The following is a 24,085-nucleotide window of genomic DNA, read 5'->3' on the forward strand; positions in this document are numbered from 1 at the left end:
TTCCGTGATTAATCGGCAAAGGAATGCGTCGTGCCTCTCCCGTTGGACAATCAGCTCTGCTTCACGCTCTACGCCACCTCAATGGCGATCAACCGCACCTACAAGCCGATGCTGGACGAGATGGGGATCACCTATCCGCAATATCTCGTGCTCAACGCGCTTGCCGAGGCCGACGGCATGTCGGTCGGCACGATCGCGCACCGGCTCGCTTTGGAATCGAGCACCATCACACCGCTGGTGAAGCGGATGGAACAGGCTGGTCTGGTGACCCGCCAGCGCAGCCAGACCGACGAGCGCCAGGTGCAAGTCGACCTGACATCAGCTGGACGTGCGCTGCTGGTCCAGTGCAACTGCCTCAATGAGACCCTGATAGAGCGCTCCGGCATGACGCTGGCGCAACTCGATGCGCTGAACCGCCAGATCCAGGCGCTGCGTGATGCGCTGAGCAGCGGTCAGGGGTAGCCGATGCCAGGCGCTCCCGGGCGCCAATCTTGCTGGGCCAATGGTGGTTGGCAATGTTGTGGGCTGTGATGAGCGCTGGAGTGGCGGTACCGTTCCCATAGTTTTCACGTGCCGAAGCGGTGCCAACCAACTCGCATGACTGATGTAGTTGTCCTCTGATGACCATTGCTGATTGTAAATTCGAAATGGGATTGCGATAAAGAGGGCATTGACACTATCATACTTGTTGTGAGGGAATAATCTGAGGGCGAATATTGCTTGAATTTAAAATTGCTAGAGATCCGCCGGCGAGTGCGTTTCCATGGGAACAAATACTCACGTGGGCACCCCATCTTTTTTGGGCGGCTGTCGCTCTCACTATATTCTTCGTCATAGGCCCATCGCGAATCCGCGAAGCTTTCTCTCGAGCAACGAAGGTTGGCTTCGGGGGGTTAGAAGTGGAATTTAAGTCGGGGATCGAGCAGGCGGCGAAAGCCAAGCAGATCGATCTTCCAACCCAACTCCGAGATCAATTGGCAAGGCGGCTCGATCGACTGCAACATCTCATCGCTTCCGCGCGTATCTTATGGATCGACGACCATCCCGATGGCAACGCCATCGAGATGGGCCTCCTTCATAGTCTCGGTGCGACGATCGATCTGGCGAGCTCCGACCGGAATGCCAAGCAACGTCTGGAGTCGGCAATTTACGATCTGGTGTTGTCTGACATGGCGCGCGGAGATGACCATGGTGCCGGACGAAAGTTTCTTCCGCAGGTAAAGAGCGCCATGTTGAGCCCGCCCCTCATTTTCTACGTCGGAAAGCCGGAGCCCTTGCCCGCTGGCGCATTTGGCCTGACCGTCCGCCCAGACGAGCTTTTCAATCTCATCTTGGATGCCCTAGAACGACGGAGGGGCTGAATGTACATCCAGCTCTGCGTCAAAGGCATCGCGGGCCAGTTTAATAGCAGCAAGGGGATTTCCAAGGACGAAGCGAAGCAAATAATTATGAGTGCGAAAGGCATTCGTTCGAACTGGTGGCGTAAGGTTGGCATCATTACGCCCGAGAAGATTGCGAACGTATTGACCGATCAAAATCTCGACCGGCACTTACACAACTATGACACCTATGGTGGCGAAACGCCATTTATCTCATTGGCCTGCGGATCTGTTGAGAGGGATATTTTCGTCAGTAACAACTTCATCTATTCTGCGGTAGACACAGCCCTAATGTTTGCAACTGAGGATTGGACTAGGCCTGGAGCGCTTTGCTATTGCTGGGTGCCGACGAGCCATGGCAAGACAGTCGCCCTCCGCTCCATTGCGGAACCCGTTCGCGATCTCAATATCTACCAGCGGTGGTCGCCATTCCAGTTAGAAGGCGAGATCACAGCGAAGGTTAATGTTCCAGCAAACCAAATCGAAAAGGTGGAGTGGTGGGACGGATCGCACAGCACGATGAAACCCAAATTTACATGGCGGAACCCTGACGACTATGTCGACCCTGCGCCGCTCAGCAACATCCGGGATCTATTCTGATGGACGATCTGCTTCTTGAGCCAGAGCGCCTACACCGGCGGATCAAATTCCTGCAATCAAGGGCCAAAGCGCATTTGGACACCCCTTCTGAAAACGTGCTGCACAAAGCATGCGCCGGCACGCTGCTTCGCGATGCCGCCTGCGTCGCACTAATGATCGGGGCAACGAAGGAAGCACGCAACCTCTTGCTTGAGTCCGGCCACCTTTTTCTGCAACTCGGCCTGACTACCGGATCGACATACATCGCGCTTGCGCAAACAAAAACGGCGCGCGAACAGCTCTCGCCTTATCAAGACCTGATCGATGGCGTTAGCCGGCAATGGGATCGGCAGCAGGCAAGGAAACACGCCACGCCCGGCCGCCCGATGGCTGAGATGTCGCGCAACTCGCCACGCCAGATGTTTTCGCTAGTGCAGGCCGAATGGCTGATTAGCGAGACGCCGCAACCCACTCTGCTCGTCGAAGCTTCTGCAATGCGCACCGCCTTGGAACGGAACGGCGGCCATCCGGTAGGCACGACCGGCCTTTCGGCAGCGACCTATTCCAACATAGCCGAGCGGATGGCGAGGCAGCGCGTGTCCAAAGAGACGTACACGCCTAAATTTGTCGCGAGCGGCTTTGCTATGATTGCGGCGACGCGGGCCGAAAATATTCGTGCTGCCATGAAGGACAGCTATCACTGGCAATTACTCGCACGACCGGCCGAACTGCTCGATCTCGATGCGGTTGTCCTGTCATCGATTGCGCTTAGTAGCGGAATGAGCAAGGGTACTATCGAGCAGATTTTTTCCGAGGACGTTCCGCTGGAGAGAGCGCCGGTCGAGGCAGCAGCCCTCCTTAGGGACGATCAGGCTCTATGATATGGGCGCTCGGTTATCGCCGCTCCTGCCGCCATGGGCATGCCGCTGTCGCGCCCCCTAGATATTCTCCCGAGTATAGATTTCGAACGGCAGGATGGTGGTGAAGTTGCCGCCCTCATTGGGGCTGGCGACGGCGCGCACCATGCCGCTCAGCGCTTCCTGGGCGATGCGGGCGAGCGGGTGCGAGATGATGAAGGTCAGCGTGCCGTCGAGCAGCGCCGAACGGGTCGACTCCATCAGCTCATAGCCGACGACGACGACGCTGCCGGCACGGCCGGTGGAGCGCAGCGCGGCAATGGTGCCGGTGATGCCGCCACCGGCGACATAAAGCCCGGACAGATCCGGATTCTCGTTCAGCAGCCTTTCGGTCATCTCCTGCGCGATGGCGCTGGATTCGAAGGTCAGCAGCGGCTCGAGCAGCATGAAATCAGGGGCGTGCTCGCGGAAATAGGAGCGGAAGCCGCTTTCGTTCATCTCCTGGCAGCGATAGCGGTGATTGCCGACGAGGATCCCGAGCTTGCCGGGCGCCTTGCAGACATGCTCGAACACCCAGGCCGCGGTGCGGCCGACCTTCCAGCCGTCCAGCCCGATATAATGAACCTGACCCGTCGCCGAGATCTGCGAGATCAGCGCGAACACCGGCACGTTGCGGGCCTGCAGCGCGTCGACCGCCTGGGTGACCAGCGGATGGACGGCGGCGACAACGCCGACGGCGTCGCATTCGGCGCCGAGCGCCAGCAGGCGCGCTCCGACATTCTGCGGCGACAAATCGTCGAGAAACTCGATGCGTAGCTCGATCTCGCAGTCGGGCATGGCCGGCGCCACGGCGCGCAGCGCATCGGCGATGTTGCGGTAGAAGGCGCGGCCCGGCTGGTGCAGCAGGAAGCCAAAGCGGTAGTGCGGCCGGGCCGCCGCTATGCGGCTGCGCAGCGCGCCCATGCCGTAGAAGCCGATCTGCTCGGCCGCCAGCCTGACACGCTCGCGCGTGCCCTGGCGGACGGCGCCAGCGCCGCTCAGCACCCGGTTGACGGTGGCCACCGAAACATTCGCCTCGGCGGCGACATCCCTGATCGTCGGCCGCTTGTTCTGATCCATTTCGTCTCATCCGCTTGGTGCAATTGATACGAAAATATCATTCATCGCGCCAGATTGATATGAATGACACAATCCATTTGGAACAAACATTCTATTCTTGATTCATTTTGGATCAAGATGTTTATCTCTGGAAAAGCAAGCAAGGCGGACGCACCGCCAGCCCAGGGATAGCAGCAGCACAGCGCAGACAGGTTTTCGCCCACCGCCCTCAGGCGGTGTGAGCCAGCGCGCGTGCGGCCCATCCCAAGGCGTTGCGGGTGCGGCATTGCGGGTGGAGGATTGCATGGACGATCTCAAATACGGCGTGCGCGACAAGCGCGGCGACTGGAAGCCGAACGGACGCATCGAGGGCGCACCGTTATGGAACTGGCCACCCAGGCTGCCGAAGATTCTGGCGTGGCTGCCCGGCTATATCTGGCCGTGGAATGCCTTCCACATGGCAACCGCGCTGCTCTACTGGTTCTATATCGTGCCTGGCGTCGAGACGATGAAGACGATCAGCTGGGGTTGGGCGCTGTGGCTCTATGCCGTCAATGCCGCCGCGATCCTCGTCTTCTACGGCATCTTCGAGCTGCGCTATTACATCAAGCGCACCCAGGCGACGCGGTTCAAATACAACCACAAATTCCCCGGCGATGCGCCCTCCGACGTGTTCTGGTTCCAGAGCCAGAACCTCGACAACTTCCTGCGCTCGTTCTTCATCACCATTCCGCTGTGGACCGTCGTCGAAGTCGTCTTCCTCTGGTGCTTTGCCAATGGCTACGTGCCGTGGGTCGGCTGGTCGGATCATCCGGTCTATCTCGCCGCACTGGTGCTGGTCGCGCCAGCCATCCACGAGGTGCATTTCTTCTTCATCCACCGCCTGATCCACTGGGGCCCGCTCTATCGCTGGATCCATTCGGTCCACCACAATTCGATCAACCCCTCGCCCTGGTCGTCGCTGTCGATGCATCCGGTGGAAGGGTTCCTCTACCACGCGGTCGCCTTCTGGCACCTGATCATCCCGTCCAATCCGATCGTCGCGCTGTTCCAGCTGCATGTCGCCGGCTTCGGCGCCGTCAATGGCCATCTCGGCTTCGACAAGCTGGAAGTGACCGAGGACACGGCCGTCGATAGCCACGCCTACACGCATTACCTCCACCACAAATATTTCGAGGTGAACTATGGCGGCGACGGGCTGATCCCGCTCGATCGCTGGTTCGGCACCTGGCACGACGGCACAAGAGAGGGCGAAGCCATGATGGACGCCCGCTTCCAGAAAAAGAAGGAACGCATGAACGCAAAAGCCGCGGCGAACCATTGATCAAGCGACGCAACGCGCAACGGGAGAGGTGCGCGCCTGCGGATGAATTCAAGTTTTTCTAAACCCGTCTGACGACGGCAACCGGGAGGAAATGAAATGAAAACGATCACGAAACTGCTGACGGCGATCATGCTTGCGGGCGTGGCGGCGACATCGGCCACGTCGGCCATGGCTGACGGGGCGAAGATCTTCGTCATCGGCGGCAAGGCCGACGACCCGTTCTGGTCGAAGGTCAAGAAGGGCGCCGACGATGCCGGCAAGGTCGCCGAACTGACCGGCGGCTCGGTGACCTGGCTCGGCCCGCAGAACTACGACAATCTCGGTCCGGACGCGGCCAAGCTGATCCGCACCGCGCTCAGCCAGAAGCCGAGCGCCATTGTCGGCCCCGACTGGGTACCGGAAGCCATGGACGACGCCTTCAAGGAAGTCGTTGCCGCCGGCGTGCCGCTCATCATCTACAATTCCGGCGGCATGGACGCGGCCAAGCGGCTCGGCGCCATGAACTATGTCGGCAATGAAGAATACGCCGCTGGCCTCGGCGGCGGCGCCTATTACGGCAGCCATGGCGCCAAGAACGTGCTGTGCGTCAACACCTTGCCGGGCGCCACCAACACCGAAGACCGCTGCAAGGGCATTGCCGACGCCATCGCCAAGAGCGGCGGCAAATCGAGCCAGTTGCCGCTGCCCTCGTCCAGCTTCGGCAACCCGACCGCGGTCGCCGAGGCGATCAAGGCTGCTGTGCTGAAGGACAACACCATCGACGGTGTCATCACCATCAGCGCCGGCGACGCCAACAGTGCCGCCAACGCCATCAGCCAGGCCAATGCCGGCGACAAGGTCAAGCTCGCTTCCTTCGACATGGACGAGACCGGCCTGCAGCGCATCAAGACCGGCACGCAGATGTTCGCGGTCGACCAGCAGCCCTATCTGCAGGGCTTTCTTGCGGTGTCGCTGCTGAACGGCTTCGTCAATTACGGGCTCGACCTGCCGACCAAGCCGGTGCTGACCGGACCGGGGATCGTCGACGCCGCCAATGTCGACGCGACGATGGCTGGTGCCGCGGCCGGCGCTCGCTAGCTTCTGCAGACAGAATGTCCGGCCCATCCGCGGGCCGGACATCATCTGCCACGCGCCGCCGATGACTGGCCGCGCCAGGCTCCCATTGTTCAAGCCAGGGACATTTCGATGACATCCCAAGCCCATCACCAGCCCGCCGCGGCAGCCACCGCGCCGCCCGCCCCGCACTCTTCGATGCCCTCGATCGGCAGCCTCGTGCGCCGCCCCGAAGTCGGTTCGCTGATCGGCATGATCGCCGTTCTGGTGTTCTTCTCGATCTTCGGCGGCGCCAATTTCATGTCGGCCGGCGGTGCCGCGAGCTGGCTCAACGTCGCCTCGGAACTCGGCATCATCGCGCTTCCCATCGGCCTGCTGATGATCGCCGGGCATCTCGATCTCTCCGTCGGCTCGATGGTCCCCGCCAGTTCGATGACCATTGCCATCCTGTCGGGCCATTACGGCCTGCCGATCATCGTCGGCATCCTCGCAGCCCTTGGCCTTGGGCTCGCCGTCGGCTTCATCAACGGCGTGCTGGTGATCCGCACCAAGGTGCCGTCCTTCGTCGTTACGCTCGCCACGCTGTTTGCGCTCGCCGGCCTGACGCTCGGCCTCTCGGTCATCCTCTCCGGCAGCACCAGCGTCGCGCTGAAGAGCGGACCGACCGCCAAGCTGCTGTTCGGCGACTATCTCGGCGGCAAGTTCGAGGTGACGCTGTTCTGGTGGATCGCCGCCATCCTGATCGTCGGCTTCATCCTGAATTTCTCGCGCTTCGGCAACTGGATCCTGGCCATGGGCGGTGACGCCGTCAGCGCCCGCAACGCCGGCATCCCGACCGACCGGGTGACCATCGCGCTGTTCATGAGCAGCGGCCTGTGCGCCTCCTTCGTCGGCATGTCGCAGGCCATCCTCTACAACAGCGCCCAGGTGGCCGCCGGCCAGTCCTTCATCTTCAACTCGATCATCGCGGTGGTCATCGGCGGCGTGCTGCTCACCGGCGGCTACGGTTCGGTAGTCGGCATCGTGCTCGGCACGCTGACCTTCGCCATCGTCAACCAGGGTATTTTCTACACCGGCTTCGACGCCAACTGGGCAAGCCTGATCATCGGCGTCCTGCTGCTGGCGGCCGTGCTGATGAACAACACCTTCCGCACCATGGCGCTCACCTACGCACCACGTGCCAAATCGAGGGCTCGCTGATGACACCGCCCCTGCTCAGGCTGACTGGGATCAACAAGTCGTTCGGCCCGATCGACGTGCTCCACGACATCTCGCTCGAGGTCAACAGAGGCGAGGTGCTGTGCCTGCTCGGCGACAATGGCGCCGGCAAGTCGACGTTGATCAAGATCCTCTCCGGTGTCCACAAGCCGACATCGGGCACGATGGAAATGGACGGCAAATCAGTCGCCTTCGACAGCCCCCGCGACGCCAGCGACCATGGCATCGCCACCGTCCACCAGTTCGGCGGGACGTTCCCGCTGATGAGCATCGGCCGCTCCTTCTTCGTCGGCGCCGAACCGACGCGGCGCTGGGGGCCGCTGACCATCTACGACCGCAAACGGGCCAACGAGATAGCCGTGACCGAGATGCGCCAGCTCGGCATCACCCGCATCGATGATGGCGACCGCCTCGTCGGCGGACTGTCCGGTGGCGAACGCCAGGCGCTGGCCATCGCGCGCGCCGTGCATTTCGGCGCCAGCGTGCTGATCCTCGACGAGCCGACAGCCGCACTTGGCGTCAAGGAGGTGGCGCACGTGCTGCGCATCGTGCTGCAGGCGCGCCGCAAGGGCATCGCGGTGATCTTCATCACCCACAATGTCGTCCATGCCCTGACCGTCGGCGACCACTTCGCCGTCCTCATCAGAGGCGCCAAGGCCGCCGACTTCCGCAAGGGCGAGAAGAGCCGCGAGGCGATCACCGACCTGATGGCGGGCGGCGAGCAGATGGCCGAGCTCGAAGCCGAGATCGAGAGCTTCTCGGCGGCTGACAACGGGCATGCGCCGCAGGGCGCGAGCCATGCGTGACCAGTGAAGACGCCCATCTCCTCCTCCCGGGCATCTTCCTGTGCGGCCGGCGGAATGCGTGGTCCGCCGGCCGCATTCTTCAACCAACCAAAGAACAGACGGCAGAGTGACAATGGCAAAATGGATCAACGCGTGCGCGACCGATGACATCGACGAAGAGGACGTCATCCGTTTCGATCACGAAGGCCGGACATTCGCCATCTACCGCAGCCCCGACGATGCATTCTTCTGCACCGACGGGCTGTGCACGCATGAGAAGGTGCATCTGAGCGACGGGTTGGTTATGGAACACAGGATCGAATGCCCGAAGCACAACGGCGTGTTCGATTACCGGACCGGCGAAGCGCTGCGCGCACCGGTCTGCGTGAACCTGAAAACCTACACCACGAAGGTCGAGGACGGCCGCGTGTACATCGAGGTCTGACATGTCCGATACCTTTACGCTTGCGGCTTGCGTCGAAATGCTCTGGCGCGACCGCCCGATGGAATGGCGCGTCAAGCGCCTCACCGAAATGGGCTTTCAGGTCGGCCTCTGGAACTGGCCGGACCATGACCTTGCGATGCTGGAAAGATCCGGCGCGACCTTCTCGATCATGAACGGCTATTTGCGCGGCCGGCTTGCCGATGACGAGGGTGCCGCCGAACTGTTGAAGACGGCGAAGGAGACGGCGGCGGTCGGCAAGCGCCTCGGCGTCGCGCGGCTCAATCTGCACGGCACCGGGCTGGGCGATGGCGGCCTGCCTGTAACCCCTTGTGAGACCGCTACCGGCGCAATGTGGCTCAAGGCACGCGAGACGCTGAACCGCATCGCCGACCTTGCCGAGGCGGAAGGCGTGACCTTCACGCTGGAGAATCTGAACCTGCCGGTCGACCATCCCGGCGTGCCGTTTGGGCGCGCCGAGGATACGCTTGCACTGGTCTCGAGCGTCAACCGGCCGGGCCTGCGCCTCAATCTCGATCTCTACCATGCGCAGATCGGCGAAGGGAATTTGATCGAACTGTGCCGCGCCTGCCTGCCATGGATCGGCGAGGTCCAGGTGGCCGACGTGCCCGGACGCATGGAGCCCGGCAGCGGCGAGATCAATTACCGGGGCATCGCCCATGCGCTGAAGGACATGGGCTATCGCGGACCGGTGGGCATGGAGGCGTACGCCTCCGGCGATCCCGAAGCGGCTCTGCTGGCCTTCCGCGAAGCTTTCACCGTCTGAGGAAACAAAATGGTCGCCAAGAGCACTCGCCCAACCGTCGCCGACATCCGCGCCATGAAGGGCCGCGGGCAGAAGATCTCCATGCTCTACGTCACCTCGCTCGAAGAGGCGGCGGCGGCGGATGCGGCCGGCGTCGATATGCTGTCGATCGAAGGCCGCTTCTTCTCGCCCGAGATGCGCGAGGCGGCCGGCCGCTGCTTCGTGCAGGTCGGGCTTCCCTATGGCCCCGCCGGCAATTTGGTCACGGCGGAGGACTATCTGAAGACCGCCTACCACTTCATGCGCATCGGCGGCGACTGCTTCTACTGCGCCGCCTCGCTCGATATCCAGAAGACGCTCTGCGACAACGCCGTGCCGGTCGTTGCCCATGTCGGCCTGATCCCCTCGCAATGCACCTGGACCGGCGGCTTCAAGGCGGTCGGCAGGACGGCCGAGAGCGCGCGTGCCGTGTGGGACCACGTCAACCGGCTGGAGGCCATCGGCTGCTTCGGCGCCGAGCTGGAAGTGGTGCCAGACCGGGTTGCCGAACTGATCACCAGGAATACGCCGATGATCATGCTCGGCATGGGCGCCGGGCCGGATGCCGATGCGCAGTATCTGTTCAGCGAGGACGTGCTCGGCCATACCACTGGACACAAGCCGCGCCACGCCAAGACCTACCGCAACTTCGCCGCCGAATTTGAGCGGCTGCAGCGCGAGCGCATCGCCGCCTATCGCGAGTTCATCTCCGACGTGAAGACAGGCGCCTACCCCGAGCCGCAGCACGTGGTCGCCATCACCGACGACGAGCTCGCGGCGTTCAAGATCGCCTTGGGCCTCTGATTGCCCCGGCCTGAATCGGACCATAGGGCGGTCACGGCGAGAGCCTACGCAGGGATCAGCTGGCCGAATGCCAGAGGATGTCGGGTGGCGAACTCTGCTCAAGAACCATATCGACGTTTGGCATGTCGTTGCCATGCACCTTGGCCTCAGCGTCCCGCTCTGAATAGCCGAGCTCGGTCCACCTTTTCAGCAGCCGCTCTTCCAGGTGGGCGCGCGATTCTGCGAGGAACACTGTCAGGTCGAACAGCCGTGCCAGGCCAGACCATGGCGCGCGGTTGAGGAGAAGATAGTTGCCCTCCACGATCACGTAGCGGGTTGCCGAAGCGACCAGCCTGGCTCCGGCGCGCGACAAGTCCAGGCTTCTGTCGAAGGTCGGCACGGCGACAGTGGCCTCGCTGTCACGCACACGGCGCAAGGTCAGTTCGAAACTGTCGAAATCGAATGTCTGGGGTGCACCTTTGCGAGGGCGCAGCCCAAGCTGATCGAGCACGGCATTGTCATAGTGATAGCCATCCATCGGCAGGATCTCGGCGCCTTCCGATGCCAGTTCCGCCCGCAATCGCTCTGAAATGTATGACTTGCCGGCGGCGGGCGGGCCGGCGATCGCAATCATGACGCGGACACCGCCGGCCTCGGTTTTGCGAATGCGCGATACGAGATCGTTCCAGTCGTTCATGATCTGCCCGAGGCTTTCTTATTCTTTGCCCGCCAGCCAACGCATCATGTTCGCCATCAGCTTGCCGTAGAGCGGCCATCCCAGGAAATCCTGCGACAGCCAGTGCGGGCCGATGTCGGTCGCCCAGGCAACCGTGCGGCCGCGGCCATGGTTACGGACGGCAAGGAGTGGCCAGTCCGCGCCGCGATGGTGGCAGGTCGCCAGAAGCCGGGACGAACCGTCGCTCCTGAAATCCAGCTTGTTCATGCCGAGGATCGGCGGCAATGGCCCTTCGATGCCGGCAAGGATCGGATGCGACGGCTGCAGGATCGAGGTCTGCAGGCCTTGCGGCACTTCCATGCCGTCACTGAACGGCAGGCAGCGGACCGGCAACACATCCTCGACCGGGGTGTCGTAGAACCGCGCCGTCCCGAACATGCCCTGAAATCCCATATAGCCGCCGGCCAGCATCAATCCGCCGCCGGCTTCGACATAGGCTTTGAGCACCTCGAGCCGGTTGACGCCGACACGCCCGGCGCGGGCATCCGGCGTGACCAGCAAGGTTAGCGCACCGACATCGGAGATCACCACCGCCTGGTACTCAGCGAGCGCATCGAGGTCGAAGGGAAACTCGGCGGCACAGCGATCGCCACCGATCTGTGTGACAGCAATGCCCTCGGCGGCAAGCACGGCATTGAAGGCTGTCGCGCCATTTACCCACGTCGCGCTTGTCAGCACGTCGCCGCCGGCAGCGACCGAAGTCGTCGCCGCGAAGGTCTCGCCTGCCAGCAAGAGTTTCATTGTCGCCCTCGCGATTTTTTACTGAGATTGAAAGCGAGCGCCGGCTTGAACCGGCGCCCGCAAAAGCCTTGGGAGGCTTAGAACTTGAACTCGGCCAGATTGTCTGGGGTAACGATCTTGGCCGGGCCCAGGATCAGTTCGCCGCCAGCGCCGATCGTGTATTCGCCGAGCCGGCCGGCGCTGAACTTGTCGCCTTCCTTGCCGGTGATCTTGCACTGCGCAAGCGCCTGGGCCGCCTGGTAGGTCAGGTAGCCGAGATCGGAGACGTTCCACCAGATGTCCTGAGCAGCGCCGTCCTTGATGTATTTCGAGATCAGCGTCGCAGGCGCCAGACCCGTCAGCTTGACCTTGCCTATGAGGCCGGCTTCCTCCAGCGCACGCGCCGCGGCGGGCAGGCCGATGCCGGCCGGAACGATGATCGCCTTGAGGTCGGGGAAGGCCTGCACCAGCGCCAGCGCCTGCTGCTGGTTGATCTGCTCGCTCTCCTCGCCATAGGCGACCTGGACCAGCTTCATCTTGGCGAATTTCGGCTCTGCCGCCATCTTCTTCTTCATGAAGTCGATCCAGGCGTTCTGGTTGGTCGCCGTCGGCGTCGACGACAGGATGGCGAACTCGCCCTCGCCGCCTGTCAGGTTGTAGGCGCTTTCCAGCATCATTTCGGCCAGGCTGTCACCCTTGGCCTGGTTGACGAAGATCGAGCGGGCATCGCCGGCAACATCGGAATCGTAGGAGACGACCCTGACGCCTTGCTGTGCAGCGCGCTTCAAGGCCGGGGCGACGGCGTTGGCGTCATTGCCGGAAATCGCGATCACACCGACCTTTTGCGAGACCAGGCTGTTGATGAAATCGATCTGCGCTTCGGCCGTTGCTTGCGAAGGCGCGACCTGGATCGCCTTGCCGCCGATTTCCTTGGCGGCCTCCTCGGCGCCCTGCTGGGCAACCTTGAAGTAGGGATCGGTGTCGAGCTTGGGCAGGAAGCCGACCGTGACCGGTTCCTTGGCGCATTCCTGGCTGAGAGCCAGCGAGGTCGGTGCGAGCAGAACCGCGGATGCGAGCAGGGCTAATCTAAACGCTTTCATTGTAAACTCCTCCGTCAGAACATTCGGGCTTGAAGGAAGGGGCCCGAGATCACCCCTTGGTTTCGCGCAGGACGCGCGATCTTGAGAGCCGCTCCTCCAGGGAACGCCAGTAATTGCCGACCAGCAGCGAGCCGATCAGAAGCAGGCCGATGATCATGCCTTGCGCGTCGCCGCCGATCTGGTTGAGCGCCAGCACGTTGCGGATGATGGCAATCAGCAGCAGCGCCAGCATGACGCCGGTGAGCCGCCCCTTGCCGCCAAACACGCTGACGCCGCCAAGCAGGACGATGGTGATGACGTCGAGCTCCATGCCGAGCGCATTGTTGGCGCGGGCATTGGAAAGCCGCGCCGTGTAGACGATGCCGGCGATGGCCGCGACGATGCCGGAGATGACGAACAGCTTCAGCACCATTTTTCGCGTGTCGATGCCGGAATAGCGCGCCACCTCCGGGCTGCCGCCAAGCGCGTAGATACGCTTGCCGGTCGGCGTCTTCTGCAGCACGACCGCAAAGACCGGCGCCAGCACCAGGAACGGCACGATGGTCCACGGGATCTCGGTGCCCGGCAAATTGTTGATGCCGAAATCGACGACCGCTGGCGGCAGGATGTTGACCGAACCGGTGCCGAGCAGGATGTAGCCAATGCCGCGATAGAGCGCCATGGTGCCGAGCGTCACCACCAGGGACTGCAGCCCGAGCCCCGAAACCAGATAGCCATTGAAGGCGCCGAGCAGGCCGCCGGCGACAAGTGTCAGCGGGATGGCCGCCAGCGTCGGCACGCCGGCCTGGACAGCCAAGCCGAAGACGACGGAGGTCAGCGCCAGCACCGAGGCGATCGACAGGTCGATCTCGCGGGTGATGATGAGCAGCGTCATCGGCAGGATCAGCAACGCCTTTTCCGAGGCGCTCGCGGCCAGTTGCGACAGGTTGAAGCCCGATACGAAATTCGGCACGAAGACCGCCGCGTAGAGGAAGATGGCGAGGCAAGCGGTCGCCAGCAAAAGGTCCCAGAAGTCGATCGAGCGCAGGAATTTTCTCATCTCGCCCTCGCCTGTCTTGCCTGCTCGGCGCGCCGCACGATGAAGGTGTCGATGCCGATGGCGACCAGGATCACCAGGCCGTAGACGCCCTGCAGCCAAAGCGGATCGACGCGCACCAGCGTCAGCCCGTTCTTGATGACCAGCAAAGTCAGCGCACCGAGGATGATCCCGAGCAGCGTACCCGAACCGCCACGGATGGCGACGCCGCCGACCACCGCCGAGGCAATCACGGTAAGCTCGAAGCCGAGCGCGACACGGGCATCGATGGTGGCGTAGCGCGAGGCCCAGAGCGCGCCGCACAGGCCGCCGAGCAGGCCGGCCGTGCCAAAGGCAAGCAGGATACGCCGGTCGACAGGAATGCCGATGAGACGCGCGCCGTCCGGATTGGAGCCTGTGGCAAACAGCTCGCGTCCAGTGGCCGTGCGATAGAGCAGCACATAGCCGCCGCACAGGATAACAATGGCGATGACGACGATCAGCGGCACGCCGGCGACCTTCAGGCCGGTCATGTCGAGCCAGGCCTGCGTGACCTCGTCGGCGCTGACCTGGTCGCCGGCCGCCCAGATCGAGTTGAAGCCGCGAAAGATCGACATCGAGGCCAGCGTGACGACGATGGCCGGGATCTTTCCCCTGGTGACGACAAGGCCGTTGAGCAGCCCGGCAAAGCCGCCGACCGCGCAGGCGGTGATCAGGCCGATGCCGATGTCCAACCCCGGATAGGCCTGAACCATGCTGGCCGCCATATAGGCCGAAAGACCGATCACGGCGGCGATCGAGAGGTCGATGTTGCGGGTGATCAGCACCAGCATCTGGGCGAGTGCCGCGACGATGAGCAAGGCCGCGTCCATCGACAAAGCGGTCAGGTTTGCCGCACTCACCATGCGCGGGTTGATGATAGTGACCGGAATGGCGACGGCCAGCATCGCGGCGAGCAGTCCGAACTCCCGCCGCTTCAGGAAATCGAAGGATCCGTTCTTCCTCTCCTTGTGCGCATCGGGCTGCGCGGCCGCGTCGATGCGCTCGCCGGTCTTGGTCGCCGCTTCCAGCACCTTCTCCTGAGTGGCTTCACCCCTGGCGAACTCGGCCATCTGGTGGCCTTCGCGCAGCACGACGATGCGGTCGCACATGCCGATCAGTTCAGGCATTTCGGACGAAATCAGCAGGATCGCCATGCCTTGCGCGGCAAGGTCGGCGATCATCGCATGCACTTCCGCCTTGGTGCCGACATCGATGCCTTGCGTCGGCTCGTCGAGGATGAGGACGCGCGGTTCGGTGCGCAGCCACTTCGCCAGCACCACCTTCTGCTGGTTGCCGCCCGACAGTTCCTTGACCGGCTGCCCGTAGCCGGAAAAGCGCAGTTTCATGCGCTTCAGCCAGTCCGCGACCAGGTCGATGGCGCGGTCCGTGCCGTAGAAGCCGGCGGGAGCGGCCTTGTCGAGAACCGGTAGCACCGCATTGTCGAGGATGGAGAAATCCATCACCAGGCTTTGGCCCATGCGGTCTTCGGAGACATAGGCAATGCGCGCATCCATGGCGTCGCGCGCCGATGCGAAATGCACGGGCTTGCCATCGATCAGGATCTCGCCGGCATCCGGCCCGTCGATGCCGAACAGCACGCGCGCAATCTCGGTTCGACCGCTACCGACCAGGCCGCCAAGGCCCAGCACCTCGCCGGCGTGAAGCTTGAGGTCGATGCCGGAAAAGCCGCCGGCGCGCGAAAGCCCCCTCGCCTCCAGCACCAGCGCACCGGTGGCGTGATGTCGTTCAGGGTAGAGGTCGGTGACTTCACGGCCGACCATCATGCTGATAGCGGCGGCGCGACCAAGCTCGGCCTTCGGCTTGACGCCGATCAGGCGCCCGTCGCGCAACACCGCGATGCGGTCGGCGATGCGGAAGATCTCATCCATGCGGTGGCCGACGAACATCATCGCCACGCCGTGCAGCCTGAGATCGGCAACGACGGTGAACAGCCGCTCGACCTCGCGCTGCGACAGGGCCGCCGTGGGCTCGTCCATGATCAGCACGCGCGCATCCAGCGACAGCGCACGCGCGATCTCGACCAGTTGCTGTTCGGAGGTGCGCAGCGTTCCCAACCGCGTTGCCGCCGGCACATCGAGGCCCACCGTCGCCAGCACTTTGCGGGCGCCGGTAAGCATGGCGGCATTGTCGATGCCGCCGAAGCGATCGCGCGGCATGTGACCGAGATAGATATTTTCCGCCACGGAGAGATCAGGAAACAGGCCGGGATGCTGATGCATGACCGCAATGCCCGCGGCCTGCGCGTCGTGCGGCGATCGGAAGACTATCGCCTTGCCGTCGACCTCGACATGACCGCTGGTGGGAGAATGCACACCGGCCAAGAGCTTGACGCAGGTGCTCTTGCCGGCGCCGTTTTCGCCGAGCAGCGCCAGCACCTCGCCGGAGCGCAGCTCGAAGGAGGCGTCCTTGAGCGCAATGGTGCCGCCGAAAGCCTTCGTCGCCTGAACCAGGGCAACGGGAACAGCAACATCCCGCACCCTCGCCGCGTCGGCCTCGCTCTGTGTGCCCGAGTGCAGCACATCTCCTCCCTGATCTAGTTATTTTTTCAATTTGCTATATTAAATAGACCCGGATCGCAACTGGAAAATTGACTTACGCGGTTCCAACGCGCAGTGTTGCGTCACGCACGGGTGCGCTCAAAGCGCCTCGATCGCAGCAGTTTCAAAGCTGTAGGCGACCAGGGTGGCTTCGCGAGAATAGATGGGGAGAGGCCGGTTTTGTCCGGAAAAGGTAGCAACTCTGTCAAGGTTCGGCACTACAATGAGCGTTTCGTGCTCGATGCCATCCGTCGCCTGAAGGAAGCCTCCAAGTCGGACCTGGCGCGCGCGGCAAACCTGACGCCGGCCGCGGTCGCCGCCATCGTTGACGGCCTGGAGTCGTCTGGATTGGTAAAGCAAGTGGGAAAAAGGTTCGGACAACGCGGCTCGCCCTCCACGCTCTACAGGCTTACACCGGAGCGTATCTATAGCGTCGGCATCAAGATCGGCCGGCGTGCGCTGGAAGCCGTGCTTGTCGACTTTGCCGGCGAGGTTCGGGCCCGCGAGTCGCACGAATACCGCTTCCCCGATCCCGATCTGGTGCTCAAGGCCGGCAACATGTCGCTGGCCAATTTCGAAAAACTGGTCGACGGGCTTGGCGATGCCAGCATCGTCGGCGTCGGTATTGCCTCACCGTATTTCCTCGGCGGCTGGAGCGAGGAACTCGGCTTTCCCGACGATCTCGGCGGCCGTTGGGAGGCCATCGACCTGACGACATGCTTTGCCACGCCGCCGAAAACGCCGGTGTTCGTCGAAAACGATGCCACCTCGGCGGCGCTGGCCGAACTTGTCCAGGGCGCCGGCGCGCGGTTCCGCGACTTCATGCACATTTCGATCGACACGTTCGTCGGCGGCGGGCTGGTGCAAGGCGGCAAGGTTCATACCGGGCCGCACGGCAACAGTGCCGCGCTCGGGCCATTGCCGGTTTCGCCATCAAGTCTCGATTCGGTGGCGGCCAAGCCGGCGCGCTACCAGAGCCTGCTGCATCGCGCCTCGATCTACGTGCTGGTCAATCATTTGAAGTCACGCGGCGTGGTGATCAATCGCGTGCGGGAACTCGATCCGCTGCCGCCGGGCGCACGCGAGCCGCTGTTCGAATGGATCGACGATTGCGCCAATGCCCTCGTCGAGGCGATCATCGCCATCACCTCCGTCATCGACATCGAGGCCATCGTGCTCGACAGCATCCTGCCGCGGCCGATCCATCTCGAACTTTTGGCAAGGGTGCAGACCCAGTTCAGCCGAACCAGCGCTATCGGCATCGTGGCGCCGGAGATCGTGCCCGGGCAATTCGGCCCCGAGGCCTCATCGATCGGCGCCGCCATGCTGCCGTTCTCGGCGCTGCTGGCTCCCGACAGCGGCGTGCTGATGATCGGCAAGGACCGGACGAAGCTGCTGAGCGCGCTCTCGACTCTGGCTGGAAACTAGGTAGCAGGAGCAGACGCCCCACAGCCGGTCCCGCGCAGCCATCCTGCTCCGACGGCAGGCCGAGGCTTGCGATCACGAAGCGGTGACGGATGTAACGCAGGCCCGGTAGACCGCGAAGACTGGACATAGGCGCCGGGCGAAGCATTTGCGGCGCGTCCAGCGGAAGTCTGGGCGCGGTCCGCCAACACCTCAAGGAATCCACGATCATGTTGAATAGGCGTAATTTTTCCACCACGCTCGTCGCGGGGGTGGCGGCGAGCATACTGGCGGGCTCCGCCAAGGCGCAAACCCAGACGGGTCCCAAGGTCCACTCCGATGTTCGCCCCGAAGTCCGCAATGTCGTCCTGGTCCATGGCGCCTATGCGGATGGCTCGTGCTGGTCGGAAGTGGTTGGCCCGCTGCAGCAGGCCGGCTTCAACGCAACCGTCGTCCAGCACCCGCTGACCACGCTGGAAGCGGGCGTCGAGGCAACGCGCCGTGCGATCGCTCTCCAGGATGGACCGACCGTACTTGTCGGGCACTCCTTTGCCGGCATGATCGTCAGCGAGGCAGGGGCTGATCCAAAGGTATCCTCGCTCGTCTATGTCGCAGCGCGCGCGCCGGATGCTGGTGAAGACTACACGGCGCTCGCCAAGACGTTTGCGGCGCCGCCGGCCTCGGCGGGCCTTATCTGGTCCGCGGGCTACGGCAAGCTCAGCGAGGAGGCCTTCCTGCGGGATTTCGCCGGTGGCATTCCTCGCGAGAAGGCGCGCATCCTCTATGCCGTCCAGGGACCGATCTCGGACAAGCTTTTCTCCGGAAAGACAACGCAGGCGGCCTGGCGCTCGAAGCCAAGCTGGTATGCCGTCTCGACCGAGGATCGCACCATCAACCCGGATCTCGAACGCTTCATGGCCAAACGCATGAACGCCAAGACCATCGAGGTGAAGGCAAGCCATTTGTCGCTGATCTCTCACCCGCGTGAGATCACCCAGCTCATCACGCAAGCCGCAGGGCAGCTCAGCTAGAGCAATTCCAGCAACAATGTGAAACGGCTTTCCCGGGAAAAGCGCGCGACTTCAAGGTCAACATCAATCAATCGCGCCGCCTTTTCGTGGCGAGCATGCAGCGCCAAAGCGGATTGCGCTTGCGTCATGGCAACGTCGACTGGCCTGCGAGTGCGGGCCAGCCAGTCGCGGCGCGCGTTGCACGGGCTTGCCATCAAATGGGGTCGAAATGCTTCCTTCGTTCGCCCTATAGTGTGCGGACTGGCACAAAAGGAAATTGAGGATGATGAGCCGCGAGGAGTTGACCTGTAGGCTCTCTATTCTGCTATAGCGTATAGCGCGAGCAATGCTGCGGCAAAGGTGAGATGTATGGGTGTCAACAGCCCCAAGATAAGCGGCTTCGTCATAACCTACAACAGTGGAGAAATTCTCAAGACTTGCTTGCGTTCCTTGCGATTTGTCGATGAGCTCATTGTCGTCGACAAATCATCCACCGACGGCACCGCTGCTGTTGCGGCTGGCTTTGCCGACAAAGTCATCTCCGTGCCGTGGTCGCCATTGCCCACCGAGACGCGGTTCGTCGCCTACGACGCCTGTTCGCACGACTTCATACTCTATCTGGATCATGACGAATGCCTCAGCGTCGAAGCCATTCGCTGGATAAGGGAAAATGCCGGCTCCCACCCGGCTGGCGTGTTTCGTTTCCCCAAGCGCGAATACATTATGGGACGCCACGACGATGATGCCTATTACTGGCCGTCCTACAATGTGCGCGCTTTTCGCCGTGGCGCGGCGGAATTCGTTTCGAAGCTGCATGAAGAGGTCGGACGAATAACGGGCGAGGTCTACGACGTCCCGCATGATGGAGGCGTGTGCATCCACAATTTGTCGCATCGGGATGCGCATCAATGGATTGAAAAAACCAATCGTTATACGAGCGAGCGAGACAGGGTCTCGTTCTTCGATGCCAGCACCCCCCTCGAGACTTTCGGGCAAAAGCGCATAGCGTACTGGCTGGCTCAGTCCAGGTCGCGATCGGACTACGTTGTCGCTACCGCGCTGCTGCGGGCGGTCTACGATATAGTGGACCGGGTAAAACTGTGGGAAGCACAGGATGGCCTTGATGGCGACGCGGCATTCGCCGCCGTCTGCTCGGAATTGGAGGCAACCTACGATATTGCCGAACGGGCGAAGCTCTGGGAGACCCCCGGTGGGCCTGAGGAAGAGGCAATATTCGCCGCCGTCCGCAAGGAGATGGACGCATTTCATAACCCGTTGAGGTCCGACCGCCGTCCAACATCGGCGCAAGCCGCCGGACCGAAGGTTCGACCGAAGTCGCCATCCCGTCTCAAAAAGACCTTGCAAAAGATCCGCTCGCGCTTGACGGGAAGAAGGCGTTGACGCCGGAAACCGGCGCGCCTGGATCCGCCATGCACTTGCAGCCGCTTCGTGTTTTGACCCTGATGGCGCGTCACGGAACCGAGAAGTATCCGACCGCATGGCAGGACTTGCGCGCTATGTTCGCCGAGCAGATGTCGGACGTTGCGCATCGCATGCTCGTGATCGACAATGCGCTGCCGGTCGGTCACGGCTCCGATCTCGACTGCGGGGTCGAACTGATCGGCGCGTCGAACGACGATTGGGAGTTCTCCGCGTGGGACCGCGGTATCCATCATACCGGCGCCAAACTTCATCACTATGATCTGGTTCACTTGGCCACTTCGGCTTTCGCGGCATCCGCATCTGATCATCTCAAATTGATGGATGGCGGCTTGTTGCGGTCGTTCCTTGCCTTGCAAGGGGCGCTGGGCCGCATCGATTTTCACGGCGAGGCCATCTCGATTTTCGGAATCCCTTCGCAAGCCTGGCTCCGCAGTTCGTTCATCCTGATGCACCCGCGGCAACTCAGCAGCCTGGGATCTTTGGTAAGCGTCGGCAGGAACGCGCCGATTTTCAGCGGCAACCCCCGGCAGCCCTTCCGTGATGACGCTCCGATCTCGCAAGGATATCAGCGGTTTTTGCTGCGTTGGCTCACCGGCGACAGAGCCGGCAAAGGGCCAGTCTGGCATTCAAGGTTCGATCTTACGCCTGAAACGCTGCCGTTTTTCGAAAGCAAGGCCAGGGCTATTCTCAATGAGCAGATGCTCACCAACAGGTTGCTGGCCAGTGGATGCGCGCCTGTCGACGTGACATGGCTGGCACAGAAGGCTGGGGAGGCGAGCCCCCAATCCGAGAATGACATTCCGGACTGGCGCGTGCAGGTCGGCTCCCGAGCGCAAGCCAAACGCACTTTGATCCAAAAGCTCCGCCGCCGGTTGTCCAAACTTATGTCGTGGCAATGATGCCTGCCATCTCTGGTTGCCCCCGCAGGCATGGCCAGCCCAACCGCTTGCACCTGTGGCCACCTTCCGCTATAGAGCCGCCACCCGCGTAGACACCCTTGGAGGCAACGCGGCGGAAGGCCGCCTCACCCGGCGGCTTTCGACGTTTACGGTCCAGGCGCACTGCCCACCGCGAACGCTCCAGAACAAACCGAAAGGAAATGCCATGAGCCACGACACTTACGAGCTCAAGGCCGAAGCACGCGAACAGGTCGGTAAGGGGTCCGCCCGTGCAGTTCGCCGCAACGGTAAAGTGCCTGCAGTAATCTATGGTGACAAGCAGCCTCCCCTGGCTATCGCGCTCACCTACAAGGACATCTACTACAAGATCCATGGCGGCGGGTTTCTGACCACGATCGCCACGATCGATGTCGACGGCAAGAAGATCCAGGTCCTGCCGAAGGACTTCCAGCTCGACCCGGTCAAGGATTTCCCTGTCCATGTCGACTTCCTGCGCATCGGCAAGGACACCGAAGTCAACGTCGACGTGCCTGTCCACTTCATCAATGAGGACAAGTCGCCCGGCATCAAGCGCGGCGGCGTGCTCAACATCGTGCGTCACGAAGTCGAGTTCCACTGCCCGGCCAATGCGATCCCGGAATTCATCACCGTCGATCTCACCGGCACCAACATCGGCGACTCGATCCATATCTCGGCGGTCAAGCTGCCGGCCGGCGTCAAGCCGGTCATCTCCGATCGCGACTTCACCATCGCGACCATTGCCGGCTCGTCGGCGATGAAGCCGGAGACGGAAGAGACGGCTGAAGCGGCTGCACCTGAAGCGGCTCCTGCCGCCGAAGAGAAGTAACTCTTTCTCGCCCGGAGCAGACGATGCTTGTCTTTGCAGGCCTCGGCAATCCGGGCGCGAAATACGCTGGCAACCGGCACAATGTCGGTTTCATGGCGGCGGACGCTATCGCCCGCCGCCACTCCTTTTCGCCCTGGTCGAAGAAATTCCAGGGCCTGATTTCAGAAGGCACGCTCGGCGGCGAAAAGATCATCCTGATCAAGCCGCAGACCTTCATGAACCTGTCCGGCCAGTCGGTCGGCGAAGCGCTGCGCTTCTACAAGCTCGAGCTTTCCGCGCTCACAGTCTTCTATGACGAGATCGACCTCGCCGAAGGCAAGCTGCGCATCAAGACCGGCGGCGGCGCCGGCGGCCATAACGGCATCCGCTCGATCGACGGCCATGTCGGCAATGCCTATCGCCGCGTGCGCATCGGCGTCGGCCATCCCGGCGTCAAGGAAATGGTCCAGCATCATGTGCTCGGCGATTTCGACAAGATCGACCGCGAATGGCTCGATCCCTTGCTCGACGCGATCGCCGACAACGCCGCCATGATCGTCAAGGGCGACGAATCCGGCTTCATGAACAAGGCAGCCCTTGCCGTTCAGGGCAAGGCGGCGCCCGAGCCGGAAAAGCCGGCACAAAATCAGGTTCCAAAACAGCAGAGCCACATCCGCCAGGCACGCCCGCAGCAGGCGCCACCCAAGCTGCCGGAATCCCGGCCGATGGCCGCCATGCTGAAGAAACTGTTCGGCAACAAGGACTGAGCGCGCACGCATCCGGCCTTACAGGGCTTGACGTTGATCACCCCTATCGCCCATAGCCCTCATCAAATTCGCTTTTCCCGATAGGACTGGACACAATGGGTTTCAAATGCGGCATCGTTGGCTTGCCCAACGTCGGCAAGTCGACGCTCTTCAACGCGTTGACCAGGACGGCGGCGGCGCAGGCCGCCAATTATCCGTTCTGCACCATCGAACCGAACACCGGCGAGGTGGCGGTTCCCGATCCGCGCCTGCAGAAGATCGCTGCGATCGCCAAGTCGAAGGAGATCATCCCGACCCGCATCTCCTTTGTCGACATTGCCGGCCTGGTGCGCGGCGCCTCGAAGGGCGAAGGGCTGGGCAACCAGTTTCTCGCCAACATCCGCGAGGTCGACGCCATCGTGCATGTGCTGCGCTGCTTCGAGGATGACGACATCACCCATGTCGAGGGCCGCATCGACCCCGTCGCCGACGCCGAGACGGTCGAGACAGAGCTGATGCTCGCCGACCTCGACAGCCTGGAGCGCCGCATCGTCCAGATCCGCAAACGCGCCTCGACCAAGGACAAGGAAGCCACCACCGTCCTGCCGATGATGGAGGCCGCGCTCGAATTGCTGCAGGCCGGCAAGCCGACCCGCATCCTGCTCAAGGGCATATCGGCCGAAGATTTGCGCATCCTGCAGGGGCTGAACCTGTTGACCTCGCACCCGGTGCTCTATGTCTGCAACGTCGCCGAGGCCGATGCCGCCACCGGCAACGAGCACACCAGTGCCGTGGAAAAGATGGCCACAGCGCAGGGCGCCGGCACCGTGGTGATCTCGGCCGCGATCGAGGCCGAAGTCGCCCAGCTCAGCGATGAGGAAGAAATGGAATTCCTGTCCTCGCTCGGGCTCGATGAGCCTGGCCTGAACAAGGTCATTCGCGCCGGCTACGATCTGTTGCACCTGATCACCTATTTCACCGCCGGGCCGAAGGAAACGCGCGCCTGGACCATCCACAAGGGCGACAAGGCCCCGCAGGCGGCTGGCGTCATCCACACGGATTTCGAGCGCGGCTTCATCCGCGCCCAGACCATCGCCTATATCGACTACATCACGCTGGGCGGCGAAGTGGCCGCCAAGGAAGCCGGCAAGGCGCGCGACGAAGGCAAGGAATATGTCGTCCAGGACGGCGACGTGCTGCTGTTCAAGTTCAATACTTGATTTAGGCGCAACTTCGCAAAGCCGACCTGGGGATCATCCTAAC

The 24,085-nt window shown here is 62.5% G+C and carries 25 protein-coding genes; 18 read left to right on the forward strand and 7 right to left on the reverse strand.

Going from position 1 to position 24,085, the window contains the following annotated elements; all coding sequences use genetic code 11:
* The first annotated feature begins 30 nt into the window (after positions 1-30).
* The 4 genes from AC1DX4_RS31785 to AC1DX4_RS31800 all read left to right on the forward strand — a co-directional run bounded on the left by AC1DX4_RS31785 (position 31) and on the right by AC1DX4_RS31800 (position 2,839).
* Positions 31-462 (forward strand): MarR family winged helix-turn-helix transcriptional regulator, encoded by a 432-nt coding sequence (locus AC1DX4_RS31785; RefSeq protein ID WP_477224077.1) that lies wholly within the window; start codon positions 31-33, stop codon positions 460-462.
* 437 nt (positions 463-899) lie between these two features.
* On the forward strand, positions 900-1,361 hold the full coding sequence (locus AC1DX4_RS31790) for a hypothetical protein (protein WP_477224078.1): 462 nt from the start codon (positions 900-902) through the stop codon (positions 1,359-1,361).
* On the forward strand, positions 1,362-1,979 hold the full coding sequence (locus AC1DX4_RS31795; RefSeq protein ID WP_477224079.1) for a hypothetical protein: 618 nt from the start codon (positions 1,362-1,364) through the stop codon (positions 1,977-1,979). It abuts the gene before it with no gap.
* Positions 1,979-2,839 (forward strand): hypothetical protein, encoded by an 861-nt coding sequence (locus AC1DX4_RS31800; RefSeq protein ID WP_477224080.1) that lies wholly within the window; start codon positions 1,979-1,981, stop codon positions 2,837-2,839. Before AC1DX4_RS31795 ends, AC1DX4_RS31800 begins: the two co-directional genes overlap by 1 nt.
* 57 nt (positions 2,840-2,896) lie before the next feature.
* Here the strand turns inward: AC1DX4_RS31800 and AC1DX4_RS31805 are convergent, their stop codons facing one another.
* Entirely contained in the window at positions 2,897-3,934 is a 1,038-nt protein-coding gene (locus AC1DX4_RS31805) for a LacI family DNA-binding transcriptional regulator (RefSeq protein ID WP_477224081.1), read from the reverse strand.
* A 283-nt stretch (positions 3,935-4,217) separates the two neighbouring features.
* Between AC1DX4_RS31805 and AC1DX4_RS31810 the strand changes: the two genes are divergently transcribed.
* The 7 genes from AC1DX4_RS31810 (at position 4,218) to AC1DX4_RS31840 (ending at position 10,344) form a co-directional block, all read left to right on the forward strand.
* Positions 4,218-5,237, forward strand: coding sequence for a sterol desaturase family protein (locus tag AC1DX4_RS31810; RefSeq protein WP_477224082.1), 1,020 nt, complete (start codon positions 4,218-4,220; stop codon positions 5,235-5,237).
* A gap of 96 nt (positions 5,238-5,333) precedes the next feature.
* Complete coding sequence (locus AC1DX4_RS31815) at positions 5,334-6,314, forward strand: sugar ABC transporter substrate-binding protein (RefSeq protein WP_477224083.1); 981 nt, start codon at positions 5,334-5,336, stop codon at positions 6,312-6,314.
* Between the two features lie 174 nt (positions 6,315-6,488).
* Positions 6,489-7,490 carry an ABC transporter permease gene (locus AC1DX4_RS31820; RefSeq protein ID WP_477224136.1) on the forward strand — a complete coding sequence of 334 codons (1,002 nt, stop codon included), beginning with the start codon at positions 6,489-6,491 and terminating at the stop codon, positions 7,488-7,490.
* Positions 7,490-8,314: an ATP-binding cassette domain-containing protein gene (locus AC1DX4_RS31825; protein WP_477224084.1), complete on the forward strand. Its 825-nt coding sequence runs from the start codon at positions 7,490-7,492 to the stop codon at positions 8,312-8,314. Before AC1DX4_RS31820 ends, AC1DX4_RS31825 begins: the two co-directional genes overlap by 1 nt.
* Before the next feature lie 112 nt (positions 8,315-8,426).
* Positions 8,427-8,738, forward strand: coding sequence for a MocE family 2Fe-2S type ferredoxin (locus tag AC1DX4_RS31830; protein ID WP_477224085.1), 312 nt, complete (start codon positions 8,427-8,429; stop codon positions 8,736-8,738).
* 1 nt (position 8,739) lies between these two features.
* Positions 8,740-9,522 (forward strand): TIM barrel protein, encoded by a 783-nt coding sequence (locus tag AC1DX4_RS31835; RefSeq protein WP_477224086.1) that lies wholly within the window; start codon positions 8,740-8,742, stop codon positions 9,520-9,522.
* A 9-nt stretch (positions 9,523-9,531) separates the two neighbouring features.
* Entirely contained in the window at positions 9,532-10,344 is an 813-nt protein-coding gene (locus AC1DX4_RS31840; RefSeq protein ID WP_477224087.1) for a 3-methyl-2-oxobutanoate hydroxymethyltransferase, read from the forward strand.
* Positions 10,345-10,399: 55 nt separating this feature from the next.
* Here the strand turns inward: AC1DX4_RS31840 and AC1DX4_RS31845 are convergent, their stop codons facing one another.
* The 5 genes from AC1DX4_RS31845 to AC1DX4_RS31865 form a co-directional block, all read right to left on the reverse strand.
* Positions 10,400-11,020: a nucleoside/nucleotide kinase family protein gene (locus AC1DX4_RS31845; protein WP_477224088.1), complete on the reverse strand. Its 621-nt coding sequence runs from the start codon at positions 11,018-11,020 to the stop codon at positions 10,400-10,402.
* A gap of 18 nt (positions 11,021-11,038) precedes the next feature.
* Entirely contained in the window at positions 11,039-11,800 is a 762-nt protein-coding gene (locus AC1DX4_RS31850; RefSeq protein ID WP_477224089.1) for a glutamine amidotransferase, read from the reverse strand.
* Positions 11,801-11,877: 77 nt separating this feature from the next.
* A complete protein-coding gene (locus AC1DX4_RS31855; protein ID WP_477224090.1) occupies positions 11,878-12,879 on the reverse strand; it encodes a rhamnose ABC transporter substrate-binding protein in 1,002 nt (333 codons plus the stop codon).
* A gap of 49 nt (positions 12,880-12,928) precedes the next feature.
* Positions 12,929-13,918: an ABC transporter permease gene (locus tag AC1DX4_RS31860; protein WP_477224091.1), complete on the reverse strand. Its 990-nt coding sequence runs from the start codon at positions 13,916-13,918 to the stop codon at positions 12,929-12,931.
* The gene (locus AC1DX4_RS31865) at positions 13,915-16,476 is read right to left on the reverse strand and encodes an ATP-binding cassette domain-containing protein (RefSeq protein ID WP_477224092.1); all 2,562 of its coding nucleotides are present in this window, start codon (positions 16,474-16,476) and stop codon (positions 13,915-13,917) included. Before AC1DX4_RS31865 ends, AC1DX4_RS31860 begins: the two co-directional genes overlap by 4 nt.
* Positions 16,477-16,674: 198 nt before the next feature.
* Between AC1DX4_RS31865 and AC1DX4_RS31870 the strand changes: the two genes are divergently transcribed.
* Together AC1DX4_RS31870 and AC1DX4_RS31875 are read left to right on the forward strand one after the other, a co-directional pair.
* Entirely contained in the window at positions 16,675-17,922 is a 1,248-nt protein-coding gene (locus AC1DX4_RS31870; protein WP_477224093.1) for an ROK family transcriptional regulator, read from the forward strand.
* A 203-nt stretch (positions 17,923-18,125) separates the two neighbouring features.
* Positions 18,126-18,929, forward strand: a complete 804-nt coding sequence (locus AC1DX4_RS31875; RefSeq protein WP_477224137.1) for an alpha/beta fold hydrolase — start codon at positions 18,126-18,128, stop codon at positions 18,927-18,929.
* Here AC1DX4_RS31875 and AC1DX4_RS31880 read toward each other — a convergent pair.
* The gene (locus tag AC1DX4_RS31880) at positions 18,926-19,057 is read right to left on the reverse strand and encodes a hypothetical protein (protein WP_477224094.1); all 132 of its coding nucleotides are present in this window, start codon (positions 19,055-19,057) and stop codon (positions 18,926-18,928) included. The two genes, AC1DX4_RS31875 and AC1DX4_RS31880, sit on opposite strands and share 4 nt — an antisense overlap.
* A gap of 220 nt (positions 19,058-19,277) precedes the next feature.
* On the opposite strand from AC1DX4_RS31880, the gene AC1DX4_RS31885 reads away from it, so the two are divergent.
* The 5 genes from AC1DX4_RS31885 to ychF all read left to right on the forward strand — a co-directional run bounded on the left by AC1DX4_RS31885 (position 19,278) and on the right by ychF (position 24,042).
* Positions 19,278-20,309, forward strand: coding sequence for a glycosyltransferase (locus AC1DX4_RS31885; RefSeq protein WP_477224095.1), 1,032 nt, complete (start codon positions 19,278-19,280; stop codon positions 20,307-20,309).
* Complete coding sequence (locus AC1DX4_RS31890) at positions 20,306-21,250, forward strand: hypothetical protein (protein ID WP_477224096.1); 945 nt, start codon at positions 20,306-20,308, stop codon at positions 21,248-21,250. The genes AC1DX4_RS31885 and AC1DX4_RS31890 overlap by 4 nt, the downstream gene beginning before the upstream one ends.
* Before the next feature lie 205 nt (positions 21,251-21,455).
* Positions 21,456-22,097 carry a 50S ribosomal protein L25/general stress protein Ctc gene (locus AC1DX4_RS31895; RefSeq protein WP_477224097.1) on the forward strand — a complete coding sequence of 214 codons (642 nt, stop codon included), beginning with the start codon at positions 21,456-21,458 and terminating at the stop codon, positions 22,095-22,097.
* Between the two features lie 23 nt (positions 22,098-22,120).
* On the forward strand, positions 22,121-22,843 hold the full coding sequence (pth, locus tag AC1DX4_RS31900; protein WP_477224098.1) for an aminoacyl-tRNA hydrolase: 723 nt from the start codon (positions 22,121-22,123) through the stop codon (positions 22,841-22,843).
* A 95-nt stretch (positions 22,844-22,938) separates the two neighbouring features.
* Entirely contained in the window at positions 22,939-24,042 is a 1,104-nt protein-coding gene (gene ychF, locus AC1DX4_RS31905; protein ID WP_477224099.1) for a redox-regulated ATPase YchF, read from the forward strand.
* Positions 24,043-24,085: the final 43 nt, after the last annotated feature.

It is taken from the genome of Mesorhizobium sp. P3_A8 (assembly GCF_056402995.1).